Source organism: Azoarcus sp. Soil_N_20, assembly GCF_057656155.1.
Genome location: NZ_JBDGKX010000001.1, coordinates 641,037 through 655,970 on the forward strand (window position 1 = coordinate 641,037; position 14,934 = coordinate 655,970).

The following is a 14,934-nucleotide window of genomic DNA, read 5'->3' on the forward strand; positions in this document are numbered from 1 at the left end:
AGAGTAGTGTGTCGCGCGCGGCGATCCCCGCGGGGTGCCGACTAGTTGTTGGCGGAGAGTGCGCCCGACAGCAGGCGGGCGGTGATGTCTACGATCGGAATGACCCGGTCGTAAGCCATGCGGGTCGGGCCGATCACGCCCACCGAGCCGACGATGCGGCCATCGACCTCGTAGGGTGCGGTGATCACGCTGCAGCCGTCGAGCTGTGCCAGCCCCGACTCGTCGCCGATGAAGATCTGAACGCCCTGTGCCCGGTTCGACAGGTCGAGCAGTTGCATCAAGCCGGTGCGCTGCTCGAAGAGCTTGAACAACTCGCGCAATCGCGACATGTTCGACGACAGATCCTCGATATCGAGCAGGTTGGTTTCGCCGGAAATGACATAGTTTGCCGAGGACTCCTCGGCCGCCTCCGAACCCGCTTCGACGGTGGCGGTCATCAGTTCGGTCATGTCGCTGCGCAACTGCTTGAGCTCGGCCTGGATACGCTTGCGGATCTCCTCGAAGGCGAGCCCGGCGAAATGTTCGTTCAGATAGCTCGCCGCCGAACTCAGTTCCGCCGACGTGTAGCTGCGACGGGTGACCAGAATACGGTTCTGTACATCGCCTGCCGAGGTGACGATGATCAGCAGGATGCGGTTCTCCGACAGGCTGATGAACTCCATCTGGCGAATGCGAACGGTGTCCTTGCGCGGCGTAACCACCACGCCGGCGAACTGGGTGAGGTCCGACAGCAGGTGCGAGGCGGAATTGATCAGGCGTTGGGGTTGGTCGGGGAGGAACTGCCCCCTGAGTTCCTGCACCCGGGTGTTCGTCATCGGCTGCACGGTGAGCAGGGCGTCGACGAAAAAGCGGTATCCGAGCGGCGTGGGCACGCGCCCGGCGGAGGTATGCGGACTGGCGATGAAGCCCATCTCCTCGAGATCGCTCATCACGTTGCGCACCGTCGCCGGCGAAAGCTCCAGCCCCGAATAACGCGACAGCGCGCGCGAGCCCACCGGCTGACCCTCCGCGATGTAGCGTTCGATCAGCGTCTTGAGCAGGATTTGGGAGCGGGTGTCGAGCTGTTGTTTCATGATTGGAACCGAATATAGCCCGATTCTAGGGAACTGCGTGCCTTGCTGCCAAGCCGGCCTGCGTGGGCGCACGAAGTGCGGCCATGCGCGCATGACGGAATCCGAATGTGGTTTAATCCGCAGCCATGACCTTGAGCTTCTCCAACATTGCCCTGATCGGAAAATACCAGAGCCCGGATGTGGCCGAGTCGGTGCTGCTGATCGCCCGTTTCCTGCGCGAGCGGGGTCTGGAAGTTGTGATCGAACAGGGTACGGCGAGTTCCATCGGCAACGCCGAGGGTTTTCCGGTCGCGACCTACGAAGAGATCGCCGAAAAGGCGGATCTCGCGGTCGTCGTCGGTGGCGACGGCACCATGCTCCATACCGCGCGGCGGCTCGCTGACCGTGCCGTGCCGCTGGCCGGCGTGAACCTCGGCCGGCTCGGCTTTCTGACCGACATCGCACGCAAGGACGTCTTGCTGCGTCTGGGCGAGATCCTCGACGGCAAGTACTGCGAGGAGTCGCGCTCGATGCTCGACGCCGAGGTCCTGCGTGGCGGCCAGCATATTTACCGGACGCTCGCGCTCAACGATGTGGTGGTGAACCGGGGCGAGTTGGGGCGGATGATCGAATTCGATCTGTCGATCGACGGCGAATTCGTCTATACCCAGCGCTCCGACGGCATGATCGTGTCGACGCCGACCGGCTCCACTGCCTACGCGCTGTCGGCCAATGGTCCGATCCTGCACCCGAGCGTCGGCGGCATCGCGCTGGTGCCGCTGTGCCCGCATGCCCTGACCGCGCGCCCGGTCACGCTGCCCGACTCGTGCCGCATCGAGATCGAATTGTTGCCGCCGCACGATGCCCGCGTCCATTTCGACGGGCAGGCCCGCTTCGATGCACGGGCCGGGGATCGGATACGAATCACGCGTTCGCCCCTGAGCTTGCGCCTGCTGCATCCGGTGGGCTACAGCTACTTCGCCATGTTGCGCGAGAAGTTGCACTGGAGCGCGGCGCCGCGACACATCTGATGCACCATTCCCGCGCATTGCCATCGGTGCGCGACAGTTCGACCAACCTGAATCCGAGACCATGCTGCGCCGCCTGACCATCCGTGATTTTGTGATCGTCGACCGTCTGGAACTCGATTTCGGCGCGGGTTTCGGCGCCCTGACCGGCGAGACCGGTGCCGGCAAGTCCATCCTCCTCGATGCGCTCGGACTGGCGCTCGGCGTGCGCGCCGACAGTGGCGTCGTCCGGGTCGGGCGCGACAAGGCCGATATTGCGGCCGAGTTCGATCTGCCGCCGGCGTCGGCGCTGGGAGCCTGGCTCGCCGAGCAGGAACTGCCGGTTGACGAGGGCAACGTCATCCTGCGGCGGGTGGTGGATGGCGGTGGTCGCAGCAAGGCGTGGATCAACGGCACACCGGTCACGCTTGCGCAGTTGCGTATGGCCGGCGACTGGCTCGCCGACATCCATGGCCAGCACGCCCATCACGCGTTGCTGCGCGCCGACGCGCAGCGCCAGTTGCTCGACACCCATGCCGGTGCGGGAGCGCTGGCCACGGCGGTGGCCGAGTGCTGGCGTGAGTGGCAGCGCATTGCCGACCTGCGACGCAGCGCCGAGCGCGATTCGGCTGCCTCCGCCCGCGAGCGCGAATTGCTCGGCTGGCAGTTGAGGGAGCTGCAGGAACTCGGGTTCACGGCCGATGAGTGGTCCGAACTCAATGCCGAGCACGGCCGCCTGGGGCATGCCGCCGGGCTGATGACAGGTGCCGACGAGAGCCTGGATGCGCTCGGCGACGGCGACTTCGCGGTGACCGCCATTCTGCGCCGGCTCGATGCACAAATTGCCGACATGGCCGGCATCGACCCCGCGCTTGCCGACGTGCGCGAACTGGTCGCCTCGGCGGCGATTCAGGCCGACGAGGCACTGCATGCGCTGCGCCGTTATCGCGAACGGCTCGATCTCGACCCGCAGCGGCTGGCCGAGATCGAGCGCCGGATTTCGGCGGTCATGGATGTGGCGCGCAAGCATCGCGTGGCGCCGGAGGCGCTGCCGGAGCTCGAGGAGGCGTGGCGCACGCGTCTCGAGGCGCTCGACGAGAGCGCCGATCCTGCGCGGCTCGAAGCGGCCGAGGTGGCAGCGCGCGAGGAGTATATGCTTGCGGCAGCGCGTCTTTCCGCCGCCCGCCGCCCGGCTGCGACCACGCTCTCGGACGAGATCACCGACGCCATGCAATCGCTGGCGATGGCCGGTGGCCGCTTCGAAGTCGCGCTGCAAGCTTGCGAACCCTCGGTCCATGGCGTGGAGAGCGTCGAGTTCCAGGTCGCGGCCAATCCGGGACAGATGCTGCGCGGCTTGGCCAAAGTGGCGTCCGGGGGCGAGCTGTCGCGTATCGGGCTTGCCATACAGGTGATGACCAGCCGCGACTCCGCGACCCCGACCCTGATTTTCGACGAGGTCGACGTCGGTATCGGCGGGCGGGTTGCCGAGATCGTCGGCAAGCTGCTGCATCGGCTGGGGCGGGACCGCCAGGTCTTGTGCGTCACCCATCTGCCGCAGGTCGCCGCTTGTGCCGACTGGCAATGGCAGATCGCCAAGGCCGAACGGGATGGGGAAACGCTGAGCGCCGTGACCACGCTGGGCGCATCCGATCGGGTCGAAGAGATTGCCCGTATGCTCGGTGGGGTGAATATCACCGAAACAACCCGGCGCCATGCCGCGGAAATGCTCGGCCAGATCTGACCCCGAACGGCGCCCGGCGGGTCAGGCTGTCGCCCCGGGGAAACCGCCGGTGAGCGCTACGCGGCGTCGGAATGAATGATTGCGGGCCGGGAATTTCGCCGCGGTTCAGTGGGCGCGGTTGGGACAATCCTTGCGTAGACAGTCGGCATACAGATACAGCGCGTGTTCCTTGACTGCAAAGCCGCGTTCCTCGGCGACACTGTTTTGGCGGCGCTCGATCTCCGGGTCGTAAAACTCCTCGACCTTGCCGCACTGCAGGCACACCAGATGGTCGTGGTGTCCCCCCTTGTTGAGTTCGAACACGGCCTTACCAGATTCGAAGTAGTGACGTTCGAGCAAGCCGGCCTGCTCGAACTGGGTCAGTACGCGATAGACTGTGGCCAGACCGATGTCCATGCCCTCGTTCATCAGCAGACGATAGACGTCCTCGGCCGTGAGGTGGCGCTGCTCTGCATTCTGGAACAGGTCGAGGATCTTCAGGCGTGGGTAGGTGGCCTTCAGGCCGATGCTTTTGAGGTTCTGCGAATTGTCGGACATGGTCGCCTGTCGGTGTGGCTGAGGAGCAAGACAACGTTGTGTTGCGACGCTATGTTATATTTTTTGTCCTTTACTGAGAACCTTGCGCGTTTGCGCGCGCATCACTGTGACCCTTTCCATGCGTCCTACGCTCATTTCGGCGCTTGCCGCCGCCAGTCTGCTTGCCGGCTGCTCCTTCGGTTCGATCGCCGATCGTGTCAATCCTTACCGTATCGACGTCCGGCAGGGCAATTATGTCGATCAGGCGATGGTCGCGCAGCTCAAGCGCGGCATGAGCCGCGATCAGGTGCGCTTCGTGCTCGGCTCGCCACTCATTGCCGATGTCTTCCGTACCGATCGCTGGGACTACGTCTATCGCTTCAAGCCCGGCCAGGGTGAACCGCAGCAGCGGGTGATTTCGGTGTTTTTCGTCGATGACCGTCTGGATCGCGTCGACGGCGATGTGAGCGGCGGCGATGCAAGCGCCGAGCTCGAAGCCCAGCAGGCAACGCGGTCACGCGTCGTCGAAGTGCCTGCTGCCACCAAGGACTGATTTTTTTGCGTGCCCGGCTGTCGGGCCATGATGACTGACAGGATGTTGAAAATGACGCCTATCCGCGTTGCGATTGCGGGCGCTTCCGGCCGCATGGGTCGCATGTTGATCGAGGCCGCGCTGCGGGACGAGGACGTGGTGCTTGGTTCTGCCTTCGATCGCCCGGGCACCCCTTTTGTGGGCCGCGATGCCGGCGAGATGATGGGGGTGGCCAGTGGCGTGGCGATCGGTGACGACCCCGCCGCGGCGATTGCTGCAGCGGACTGCCTGATCGATTTCACCCGTCCCGAGGGGACGCTGGAACATCTTGCCCTTGCGTGCGGGCAGGGTAAGGCGATGGTGATTGGCACCACCGGTTTCGATGGCGCCGGCAAGGCCACGATTGCGGCCGCCGCGGAGTCGATCCCGATTGTCTTTGCGCCAAATATGGCCGTTGGCGTGAACGCGGTGTTTCGCCTGCTCGAAGTGGCGGCCCGCATTCTCAACGAAGGCTACGACATCGAGGTGATCGAGGCGCATCACCGGTTCAAGGTGGATGCACCTTCCGGCACCGCCCTGCGCATGGGGGAGGTGGTGGCGCGCGAGCTCGGTCGCAGTCTCGATGACTGTGCAATCTATGGGCGCGAGGGCGTGACCGGCGAGCGCAAGGCGGAAACCATCGGTTTTTCCACCATACGCGGGGGCGACGTGGTGGGCGACCATACGGTGCTGTTTGCCGGTCTCGGCGAGCGCATCGAGATCACCCACAAGTCGGGCAGCCGCATGCCCTACGCACTCGGGTCGCTGCGTGCCGCGCGCTATCTCGCCGGACGCAAGACCGGGCTGTTCGACATGCAGGACGTACTCGGCCTGCGTTGAGCCTCCCGGTGACCGACTCGTCGTCCGTGGCCGGCGGAACTGAAGCCCTCGACCAACTGCGCGCAGAGCGCGACGCGGCCTTGCGCGAAGTCGTGATCCTGAGCGACCGTCTGGAGTTGGTCAAACTCGGAACGCATTCCGGGCTGTGGGACTGGGATCTGGCTGCAGACCGCCTGGTCGTGGATGCCCGCTGGCGCAGCTGGCTGGGCTACGAACCGGGCTCGCATGAGGTGCCCCCGGACGACTGGCAGCCGCTGATTCCCGACGAAGACCGGTTGCGCATGCGCAATTGCCTGGCCGCTCATCTGCGTGGCGAGGTGCCGCTCTTCGAAGTCGAATTCCGGATTCGCGCCGCTGACGGGAGATGGTGCTGGCTCAGCGCGCGCGGACAGGTGCGGGATCGCATGGCCGATGGCCGGTGGCAGCGGGTGGTCGGGACCTATGCCGACATCACCCGGGAGCGGATGCGCGAACTCGAACTGCTGCAGGCCACGGAGCAGGCCGAGGCCGCCAGCCGGGCCAAGGGCGATTTCCTCGCCAACATGAGCCACGAGATCCGCACCCCGATGAACGGCATTCTCGGCATGACCGAGTTGCTGCTCGATTCCGCGCTCGCGCCGGAGCAGCGGGAATACCTGCAGACGGTGAAATCGTCGGCCGAAGCGCTGCTCACGATCATCAACGACATCCTCGACTTTTCCCGGATCGAAGCCGGACGGATGACGCTCGAGCAGATCGATTTTTCGATCACCGCGGTGGTCTCCGAAACGGTGCGCGCACTGGCGTTGCGTTCGCACCAGAAGGGCGTCGAGCTGTATTTCACCATCGCACCGGAGGTCCCTTCGGTGATGCGCGGCGACCCGGTGCGGCTGCGACAGGTGTTGATGAACCTGATCGGCAACGCGATCAAGTTCACCGACCATGGCGAGATCGAGGTCGAGGTCGGCGTACGCTCGCGCGACGGGGCTTCGATCGATCTGGGGCTTGCGGTGCGCGACACCGGAATCGGGATCCCCAAGGACAAGCAGGATGCCATATTCGGGGCGTTCTCGCAGGCAGACAGTTCGACGACGCGCAAGTACGGCGGTACCGGTCTCGGCCTGGCGATCTGTCGTCATCTGGTCGAGCTGATGGAGGGGGTCATCGAGCTCAGCAGCGAGCCGGGCGTAGGCAGTCGCTTCAGTTTCAATGCCCGGCTCGAAGCGGTGGCAGAGGCGCAGTTGCCCGCATTGGCGACGCTGCGGGGTGCGCGGGTCCTAGTGGCAACGGTCAATGCCGCGTTCGGCCGATCGGTCTGTCACACCCTCGCGGCGTCGGGGATGCGTCCTCGGTCGGTCGGAAGCGGGAACGAAGTGCTCGCGGCGCTCGCCGATGCCCATACCGGCGAGGATCCCTTCGACTTCGTGCTGATGGATGCGGCGATGCCCGATCCGGGCGGTTTCGCATTGGCGCAGCGCTTTCGCGAGGCCGCGCCCTGGCTCGATCGTATCCTGATGATGCTCGATAGCCATTCGCTGCGTAACGATCTCGGTCGCTGTGGCCAGCTGGGATTGCAGTCGCGGCTGTCGAAGCCGTTTTCGGCGGAGGATCTGTTCGAGGCGCTGCAGGTCGCGCAGCGCGGAGCAGGCGCTTCCACCGAGATGCTCGCCGCGTTCGATGCGGAGCTTTCCATCTCGGAGATGTTGCGCGAGGAGGCCGGCCCGACCCGTCGGCTGGACATCCTGCTGGTCGAGGACAATCCGGTCAATCAGACCGTTGCCTCGCGCATACTGGAAAAGTTCGGCCACGCCGTGACCATCGCCAACAACGGCGAAGAAGCAGTCGAGGCCTTCGATGCGGGACGTTTCGATCTCATCCTGATGGATGTGCAGATGCCGGTGATGGGCGGTCTCGAAGCCACCCAGGCAATCCGCGCGCGTGAGGCGCGTCGCAGCTGGGCGATCCAGGGCGACTGGCGGCCGACGCCGATCGTCGCCATGACGGCCCATGCCATGGCGGGCGATCGCGAGCGCTGTATCGAGGCCGGAATGGACGACTATGTGAGCAAGCCGATCCGTCCGGCAGATCTGGTTGCCGCGATCGAGCGAATGTGCAATCCGGCCTCCGTCGACGATGCCGACGGCGATCGGAGTCTGCTCGAGGTCGGCGGGGTGGCAGGGAATGAGATTGCCAATCTGGATGAGGCGAGGGCGATCTTCGACGGTGATGAAAACGTCGTTCAGCAGTTGCTCACGGTTTTCTTTCGCGATCTTGGCGCCACGATGTCCGATCTCCGGGGGGCAGGGGCACGCGGGGATCTCGTCCGCCTGAACGAGTTGGCGCACTCGATCAAGGGCTCGGTCGGGCTGTTCGGGGCGCGTCGAGCCACCGACGCGGCGAAGGCGGTGGAGATGGCCGCGCGCGGCGCCGATCCGGCGGCTTCGGGGGTATTGCTGGAGACCCTGATCCGCGAGATGAACGCCCTTGCGAGTGCGCTGCGCCAGCACGTACGGCGCTAGTGTCCGGGTGGCTCGAGCTCGGCGCGCGTTGCCTTGTACGGCAAAAATCGATAGAATTCCGCTGATCTAATAGCGGGATTGGCCATCAGGCTCGTCCCGTTTTTTCGCATATGGACTGGCCCGAGCCGGGTCTGATCCAGTCATTTCGGCTGAATCCAGGAGTTTTTCGTGACTGCTTTCCCGCCCGCCCTTCTTGCGCTTGCCGACGGAACGGTTTTCTACGGCAAGGGTATCGGTGCGGTTGGCAGTACGGTCGGCGAGGTGGTGTTCAATACCTCGATGTCGGGCTATCAGGAAATCCTGACGGACCCGAGTTACTGCCGCCAGATCGTGACGCTGACCTATCCCCACATCGGCAACACCGGTGTCAATCGAGAGGACGTCGAGGCGGGCCGCGTGCACGCTGCTGGTCTCGTGATCAAGGATCTGCCGATCCTGCCCTCCAATTTCCGGATGGATCAGCGCCTCGACGCCTACCTGCGGGACGAGGGCGTGGTGGCGATCGCCGGGCTCGATACCCGCAAGCTGACCCGCATCCTGCGCGAGAAGGGCGCCCAGGCGGGTTGCATCGTCAGCGCTGCGGAGGGCGAGACGCTCAATGCCGAGGCGGCGATCGCTGCCGCACGCGGCTTCCCCGGTCTCGGCGGCATGGATCTGGCCAAGGTGGTCAGCGCCACCTCCCCGGTCGAGTGGAACGAGAGCGAGTGGGCGCTCGGCGAGGGTTATGGGACGCAGACCGCAGCGCGTTTTCATGTCGTGGCCTACGATTTCGGCGTCAAGCGCAACATCCTGCGCATGCTCGCGTCGCGCGGCTGTCGCCTGACCGTGGTTCCGGCACAGACTCCCGCAAAGGACGTGTTTGCGCTCAAGCCCGACGGCGTGTTCCTGTCCAATGGTCCTGGCGATCCGGAGCCCTGCGATTACGCGATCGAGGCAATCCGCGAGATTCTCGCGGCCCGCGTGCCGACCTTCGGCATCTGCCTGGGGCACCAGCTGCTGGCGCTCGCATCCGGTGCGAAGACCATGAAGATGAAATTCGGTCACCATGGCGCCAACCATCCGGTGAAGGATGTCGATACCGGGCAGGTGCTGATTACCAGCCAGAACCATGGCTTTGCGGTGGATCCGGAGAGCATGCCCGATACGCTGCGGGTCACCCACGTGTCGCTGTTCGATGGTTCCAACCAGGGCATCGCCCGCACCGACGTGCCGGCTTACTCCTTCCAGGGGCACCCGGAAGCGAGCCCCGGGCCGCACGACGTGGCCTATCTGTTCGACCGCTTCATCAAACTGATCGAAGCCGGCAAGTAATACAGCATCCCCGGCGGGCGTCGCCCGCCGCCCGCGAATTTCCGAGGCAACGCAATGCCCAAACGTACAGACATCCAGACCATCCTGATTATCGGTGCTGGCCCCATCATCATCGGACAGGCGTGTGAGTTCGACTACTCCGGTGCTCAAGCCTGCAAGGCGCTGCGCGAGGAAGGTTACAAGGTCGTCTTGGTGAACTCCAACCCGGCCACGATCATGACCGATCCCGGTACCGCCGACGTGACCTATATCGAGCCGATTACCTGGCAGGTGGTCGAGCGCATCATCGAGAAGGAACGCCCTGACGCCATCCTGCCCACCATGGGCGGGCAGACCGCGCTCAACTGCGCGCTCGACCTCGGCCGCCACGGCGTGCTGGCAAAGTACGGTGTCGAACTGATCGGGGCCTCCGAGGAGGCCATCGACAAGGCCGAGGACCGCCTCAAGTTCAAGGACGCGATGACCAAGATCGGTCTCGGCTCCGCGCGCTCCGGCATCGCCCACAGCATGGAAGAGGCATTGCAGGTGCAGGGCGGCATCGGCTTTCCGGTGATCATTCGCCCGAGTTTCACCCTGGGCGGTACCGGCGGCGGCATCGCTTACAACATGGAAGAGTTCCATGAGATCTGCAAGCGCGGTCTCGAGGCCAGCCCGACCAGCGAGTTGCTGATCGAAGAGTCGCTGCTCGGCTGGAAGGAGTTCGAGATGGAAGTCGTGCGCGACCGCGCCGACAACTGCATCATCGTGTGTTCGATCGAGAACCTCGATCCGATGGGCGTGCACACCGGTGATTCGATCACCGTGGCGCCGGCGCAGACCCTGACCGACAAGGAGTACCAGATCCTGCGCAATGCCTCGATCGCGGTGTTGCGCGAGATCGGGGTCGACACCGGGGGGTCGAACGTCCAGTTCGCGATCAACCCGCAAGACGGACGCATGATCGTGATCGAGATGAACCCGCGGGTGTCGCGCTCCTCGGCGCTCGCCTCCAAAGCCACCGGTTTTCCGATCGCCAAGGTCGCGGCCAAGCTGGCGGTGGGCTACACCCTGGACGAGCTGCGCAACGACATCACCGGCGGTGCCACGCCGGCCTCGTTCGAGCCGTCGATCGACTATGTCGTCACCAAGATCCCGCGTTTCGCGTTCGAGAAGTTCCCCCAGGCCAACGATCGCCTGACCACCCAGATGAAGTCGGTGGGCGAAGTGATGGCGATGGGTCGTACCTTCCAGGAGTCCTTCCAGAAGGCCCTGCGCGGCCTCGAAGTGGGCGTGTATGGACTGGACGAAGTCGAGGCGGATCGGGAAGATCTCGAGCACGAGTTGGCCAGCCCGGGTGCCGAGCGTATCTGGTACGTGGGTCAGGCCTTCCGTGAAGGCATGACCCAGGAGCAGGTGTTCAACCTGACCAAGATCGACCCCTGGTTCCTGGCCCAGATCGAAGACATCGTGCTCACCGAGAAGGCATTGGTCGGCCGTTCGCTCAAGGCGATTCTGGTCGGCGAGATCCGTGACCTGAAGAAGAAGGGTTTCTCCGATCGCCGCATCGCCAAGCTGCTCGGTGTCGACGAGACCGCGGTGCGCCTGCATCGTCACACCCTCGGTGTGCGCCCGGTGTACAAGCGCGTCGACACGTGCGCGGGCGAGTTCGCCACCTCCACCGCCTATATGTATTCCACCTATGAGGACGAGTGCGAGTCGCAGCCCACCGACAAGAAAAAGATCATGGTACTCGGCGGCGGGCCGAACCGTATCGGACAGGGTATCGAGTTCGACTACTGCTGCGTGCACGCGGCGCTGGCGCTTCGTGAAGACGGGTACGAGACCATCATGGTCAACTGCAACCCGGAAACCGTGTCCACCGACTACGACACCTCCGATCGCCTGTATTTCGAGCCGATCACGCTGGAAGACATCCTCGAGATCGTCCATATCGAGAAGCCGGTCGGCGTGATCGTGCAGTTCGGCGGTCAGACCCCGCTCAAGAGGGCACGTGCGCTCGAAGAGAACGGTGTTCCCATCATCGGCACCAGTCCCGACATGATCGATGCGGCCGAGGATCGCGAGCGTTTCCAGAAGCTGCTGGTCGACCTCGGTCTGCGCCAGCCCCCCAACCGCACCGCACGCACGCCCGAAGCGGCCGTGCGCCTGGCCGCCGAGATCGGCTACCCGCTGGTCGTGCGTCCGTCCTACGTGCTGGGTGGCCGGGCGATGGAGATCGTGCACGAGCAGAAGGATCTCGAGCGCTACATGCGCGAGGCGGTCAAGGTCTCGAACGAATCGCCGGTGCTGCTCGACCGCTTTCTGAACGACGCGGTCGAAGTCGACGTCGATGCGCTGTCCGATGGCACCCAGGTCATCATCGGCGGCATCATGGAGCACATCGAGCAGGCCGGCGTCCATTCGGGCGATTCGGCGTGTTCGCTGCCCCCGTACACCCTGTCCGCCGAGTTGCAGAATGAACTGCGCCGGCAGACCGAGGCGATGGCGCGCGCGCTCGACGTGGTGGGCCTGATGAACGTGCAGTTCGCAATCCAGGGCGAGGGCGACAACGCCGTCGTCTATGTGCTCGAGGTGAACCCGCGGGCGTCGCGCACCGTGCCCTTCGTGTCCAAGGCCTGCTCCCTGCCGCTGGCCAAGATTGCGGCGCGCTGCATGGCCGGTCAGAGTCTTGCCAGCCAGGGGATCACCGGCGAGATCGTGCCGCCGTATTACTCGGTGAAGGAAGCGGTCTTCCCCTTCGTCAAGTTCCCGGGTGTGGATACCATACTCGGGCCGGAAATGAAGTCGACCGGCGAGGTGATGGGGGTGGGCCGCAGCTTTGCCGAGGCCTTCATCAAGAGCCAGATCGGCGCCGGCGTGCGTTTGCCGACCTCGGGCACCGCCTTCATCAGCGTCAAGCCCACTGATCGCCCGGCGGCGATCGAAGTGGCACAGGCGCTCCACGACCTCGGCTTTGCGTTGGTGGCAACGCGGGGTACCGGTTCGGTGATCCAGGCAGCCGGCATCCCGGTCGGTATGGTCAACAAGGTGAACGAGGGTCGACCGCATATCGTCGACATGATCAAGAACCAGGAAATCGCGCTGGTGATCAATACGGTGGAGGAAAAGCGTCAGGCGATCACCGATTCGCGCTCCATCCGCACCAGCGCGCTGGCCGCGAAGGTCACCGTGTTCACGACGATCGAGGGCGCCCGGGCTGCGTGCATGGGCCTGAGCCATCTGTCGGACATGGAAGTCTATTCCGTGCAGCAACTGCACGCAGAACTGAAGCAGCGCACATGAACAAGACTCCTCTGACTGTCGTTGGTGCGGAAGCACTCCGTGTCGAACTGCACCGCCTCAAGACCGTGGACCGGCCCAGCGTGATCGCTGCGATCGCCGAGGCCCGTTCACATGGCGACCTCTCCGAAAACGCCGAGTACGATGCCGCCAAGGAGCGTCAAGGCTTTGTCGAGGGGCGGATCATGGAGGTCGAGGGCAAGCTCTCGAATGCCCAGATCATTGATCCCAAGCTGCTCGATGCAGATGGGCGCTGCGTATTCGGCGCCACCGTGACGCTCGAGGACATGGACTCCGGGCTGACACTGACTTACCAGATCGTCGGCGAGGACGAAGCCGACATCAAGGCCGGAAAGATCTCGGTCAGTTCGCCGATTGCCCGTGCCCTGATCGGAAAATACGCGGGCGACATTGCCGAGGTTCAGGCGCCGGGCGGTGTTCGCGAGTTCGAGATCATCGAGGTCGCGTACCTCTGAAGCCGTGATGAGCCGTCTGGTCGAGTACTTCGCGCTGCTGCTGGTCACCTTGTGGATCGGTGCGATGTGGGCGGTGGGCTATGTCGTCGCACCGACCTTGTTTGCGACGCTGACTGACCGCAGCCTTGCCGGCAGCCTCGCCGGGCGCATGTTTATCCTGGTGGCCTGGATCGGCATGGGCTCGGCGGCCTATCTGCTGCTGCTGCTGGCGATCCGGCTCGGCTGGCAGGCGTTTCGCAACGGTCTGTTCTGGACCGTGCTCATCCTGCTGTTGTGCACGCTGGCGGGGCAATTCGGTATTCAGCCGCTGATGGCCGAGCTCAAGGCGAGTGCGTGGCCGCGCGAGGTGATGGACAGCGTGATGCGTGACCGCTTTGCGACCTGGCACGGGGTGTCGAGCGTGCTCTATCTGTTCCAGAGTGTGCTTGGGATTGCGCTTGTCGTCGGCATCCGGCGTGTCCTGCGCTGACGCGCAGGACAGACGCCGCTGCGGGCATTCAGCGCCCGCGGCCTGAACCGGAAGCGCCCGCCGGGCGTCCGCGTCCGGCCGGTGGCCGAGCGGAGCGGGCCTTTTCTGCCGATGCTTTGGTGAGCGCGGCACGGCGGGCTGCAGCAGCGAACGCGGCAGCGGATTTTGCCGTCGCCGCACGGGGCGCCCGCTTGGGGACCGGCACCACGGATTTCTTTTCTTCTTCCCTGCGCTGGCGCCACACCACAAGGATGTTGCCGATATGCTGTACCGGAGCGGCATCGAGCGTGGCACACAACTCCTGCATCAGGATGTCGCGCTGTTGCCGTTCGGCACCCTGGACACGAACCTTGATCAGTTCATGGGCCTGCAGCGAGCGCTCGAGTTCGGCGACGACGCCGGGCGCGAGACCGTTATCTGCAACGGTGACGACGGGACTCAGGTGATGCGCACGGGCGCGAAGTTCGCGGCGCTGGGCCGGCGTTAGCTCGATAATGGACATTATTTACCTCTGTAGGCCCCGGATTTTACTCTGATGAAGCGAAACAAGACCAGCAAAGCGTGGTTGCACGAACATCTCAACGATCCCTATGTATTGCGTGCCAATGCCGAGGGTTACCGCGCCCGCGCCGCGTACAAGCTGATGGAGATCGATGACCGCGACCATCTGTTCCGGCGCGGCAGCGTCGTGGTCGATCTCGGCGCGGCACCGGGGTCGTGGTCCCAGGTGGCGGTGCAGCGGTGCGGACCGGCAGGGAAGGTCTTTGCGCTCGATCTGCTGCCGATCGAGACCTTGCACGGCGTCGATTTCCTCCATGGCGACTTTTCCGATGACGCGGTGCTCGTCGAGCTTGAAAAACGCCTCGCTGGCACCCATGTAGATGTTGTACTGTCAGATATGGCGCCCAACCTGTCCGGGGTTGCCACGGTGGATCAGGCGCGCTCGATCATGCTGGGCGAACTGGCGCTCGATTTCGCAGTCAAGCACCTCGGTCCGGGTGGTCATTTCGTGGTCAAGGTATTTCAGGGCGAAGGCTTCATGGAGTTCCGCAAGACCATCGAGCGCCATTTCGGCTCGGTCCAGGTACGTAAGCCCAAGGCGTCGCGGGACCGAAGCGCAGAGGTGTACCTGCTGGCGGCCAAGTTGCGCTGAGCCCTGGCCGCCGAGGCTGGA

The 14,934-nt window shown here is 64.4% G+C and carries 13 protein-coding genes; 10 read left to right on the forward strand and 3 right to left on the reverse strand.

Annotated elements, in window-relative coordinates:
* Nucleotides 1–41 precede the first annotated feature (41 nt).
* On the reverse strand, nucleotides 42–1,073 hold the full coding sequence (gene hrcA / locus AC3A35_RS03015) for a heat-inducible transcriptional repressor HrcA (RefSeq protein WP_487434415.1): 1,032 nt from the start codon (nucleotides 1,071–1,073) through the stop codon (nucleotides 42–44).
* 125 nt (nucleotides 1,074–1,198) lie between these two features.
* Between hrcA and AC3A35_RS03020 the strand changes: the two genes are divergently transcribed.
* Nucleotides 1,199–2,083, forward strand: coding sequence for an NAD kinase (locus AC3A35_RS03020; RefSeq protein WP_487434416.1), 885 nt, complete (start codon nucleotides 1,199–1,201; stop codon nucleotides 2,081–2,083).
* Nucleotides 2,084–2,144: 61 nt separating this feature from the next.
* Complete coding sequence (gene recN / locus AC3A35_RS03025) at nucleotides 2,145–3,800, forward strand: DNA repair protein RecN (RefSeq protein WP_487434417.1); 1,656 nt, start codon at nucleotides 2,145–2,147, stop codon at nucleotides 3,798–3,800.
* A 105-nt stretch (nucleotides 3,801–3,905) separates the two neighbouring features.
* Here recN and fur read toward each other — a convergent pair whose 3' ends face one another.
* Complete coding sequence (fur, locus tag AC3A35_RS03030) at nucleotides 3,906–4,337, reverse strand: ferric iron uptake transcriptional regulator (protein ID WP_487434418.1); 432 nt, start codon at nucleotides 4,335–4,337, stop codon at nucleotides 3,906–3,908.
* 118 nt (nucleotides 4,338–4,455) lie between these two features.
* Between fur and AC3A35_RS03035 the strand changes: the two genes are divergently transcribed.
* The 7 genes from AC3A35_RS03035 to AC3A35_RS03065 all read left to right on the forward strand — a co-directional run bounded on the left by AC3A35_RS03035 (nucleotide 4,456) and on the right by AC3A35_RS03065 (nucleotide 13,760).
* Nucleotides 4,456–4,869 (forward strand): outer membrane protein assembly factor BamE, encoded by a 414-nt coding sequence (locus AC3A35_RS03035; RefSeq protein ID WP_487434419.1) that lies wholly within the window; start codon nucleotides 4,456–4,458, stop codon nucleotides 4,867–4,869.
* 51 nt (nucleotides 4,870–4,920) lie between these two features.
* Nucleotides 4,921–5,727, forward strand: a complete 807-nt coding sequence (gene dapB, locus AC3A35_RS03040; RefSeq protein ID WP_487434420.1) for a 4-hydroxy-tetrahydrodipicolinate reductase — start codon at nucleotides 4,921–4,923, stop codon at nucleotides 5,725–5,727.
* 8 nt (nucleotides 5,728–5,735) lie between these two features.
* Nucleotides 5,736–8,225: a response regulator gene (locus AC3A35_RS03045; protein ID WP_487434421.1), complete on the forward strand. Its 2,490-nt coding sequence runs from the start codon at nucleotides 5,736–5,738 to the stop codon at nucleotides 8,223–8,225.
* Nucleotides 8,226–8,393: 168 nt separating this feature from the next.
* On the forward strand, nucleotides 8,394–9,536 hold the full coding sequence (gene carA / locus AC3A35_RS03050) for a glutamine-hydrolyzing carbamoyl-phosphate synthase small subunit (protein WP_487434422.1): 1,143 nt from the start codon (nucleotides 8,394–8,396) through the stop codon (nucleotides 9,534–9,536).
* Nucleotides 9,537–9,590: 54 nt separating this feature from the next.
* On the forward strand, nucleotides 9,591–12,818 hold the full coding sequence (gene carB / locus AC3A35_RS03055; RefSeq protein WP_487434423.1) for a carbamoyl-phosphate synthase large subunit: 3,228 nt from the start codon (nucleotides 9,591–9,593) through the stop codon (nucleotides 12,816–12,818).
* Nucleotides 12,815–13,291 (forward strand): transcription elongation factor GreA, encoded by a 477-nt coding sequence (gene greA, locus AC3A35_RS03060; RefSeq protein WP_487434424.1) that lies wholly within the window; start codon nucleotides 12,815–12,817, stop codon nucleotides 13,289–13,291. Before carB ends, greA begins: the two co-directional genes overlap by 4 nt.
* 7 nt (nucleotides 13,292–13,298) lie before the next feature.
* Nucleotides 13,299–13,760: a DUF4149 domain-containing protein gene (locus AC3A35_RS03065; protein ID WP_487434425.1), complete on the forward strand. Its 462-nt coding sequence runs from the start codon at nucleotides 13,299–13,301 to the stop codon at nucleotides 13,758–13,760.
* Nucleotides 13,761–13,788: 28 nt separating this feature from the next.
* Here AC3A35_RS03065 and AC3A35_RS03070 read toward each other — a convergent pair whose 3' ends face one another.
* Nucleotides 13,789–14,256 (reverse strand): YhbY family RNA-binding protein, encoded by a 468-nt coding sequence (locus AC3A35_RS03070; RefSeq protein WP_487434712.1) that lies wholly within the window; start codon nucleotides 14,254–14,256, stop codon nucleotides 13,789–13,791.
* A 39-nt stretch (nucleotides 14,257–14,295) separates the two neighbouring features.
* Between AC3A35_RS03070 and AC3A35_RS03075 the strand changes: the two genes are divergently transcribed.
* Nucleotides 14,296–14,913, forward strand: coding sequence for an RlmE family RNA methyltransferase (locus AC3A35_RS03075; protein WP_487434426.1), 618 nt, complete (start codon nucleotides 14,296–14,298; stop codon nucleotides 14,911–14,913).
* The last annotated feature ends 21 nt before the right edge of the window (nucleotides 14,914–14,934 follow it).

Bases quoted from the DNA above. Each gene is read 5' to 3' on its own strand.
- recN (WP_487434417.1), top strand. From the start codon at position 2,145: ATGCTGCGCCGCCTGACCATCCGTGATTTTGTGATCGTCGACCGTCTG.
- carB (WP_487434423.1), top strand. From the start codon at position 9,591: ATGCCCAAACGTACAGACATCCAGACCATCCTGATTATCGGTGCTGGC.
- AC3A35_RS03065 (WP_487434425.1), top strand. From the start codon at position 13,299: ATGAGCCGTCTGGTCGAGTACTTCGCGCTGCTGCTGGTCACCTTGTGG.
- dapB (WP_487434420.1), top strand. From the start codon at position 4,921: ATGACGCCTATCCGCGTTGCGATTGCGGGCGCTTCCGGCCGCATGGGT.
- fur (WP_487434418.1), bottom strand. From the start codon at position 4,337: ATGTCCGACAATTCGCAGAACCTCAAAAGCATCGGCCTGAAGGCCACC.
- greA (WP_487434424.1), top strand. From the start codon at position 12,815: ATGAACAAGACTCCTCTGACTGTCGTTGGTGCGGAAGCACTCCGTGTC.
- hrcA (WP_487434415.1), bottom strand. From the start codon at position 1,073: ATGAAACAACAGCTCGACACCCGCTCCCAAATCCTGCTCAAGACGCTG.
- AC3A35_RS03075 (WP_487434426.1), top strand. From the start codon at position 14,296: ATGAAGCGAAACAAGACCAGCAAAGCGTGGTTGCACGAACATCTCAAC.
- AC3A35_RS03020 (WP_487434416.1), top strand. From the start codon at position 1,199: ATGACCTTGAGCTTCTCCAACATTGCCCTGATCGGAAAATACCAGAGC.
- AC3A35_RS03035 (WP_487434419.1), top strand. From the start codon at position 4,456: ATGCGTCCTACGCTCATTTCGGCGCTTGCCGCCGCCAGTCTGCTTGCC.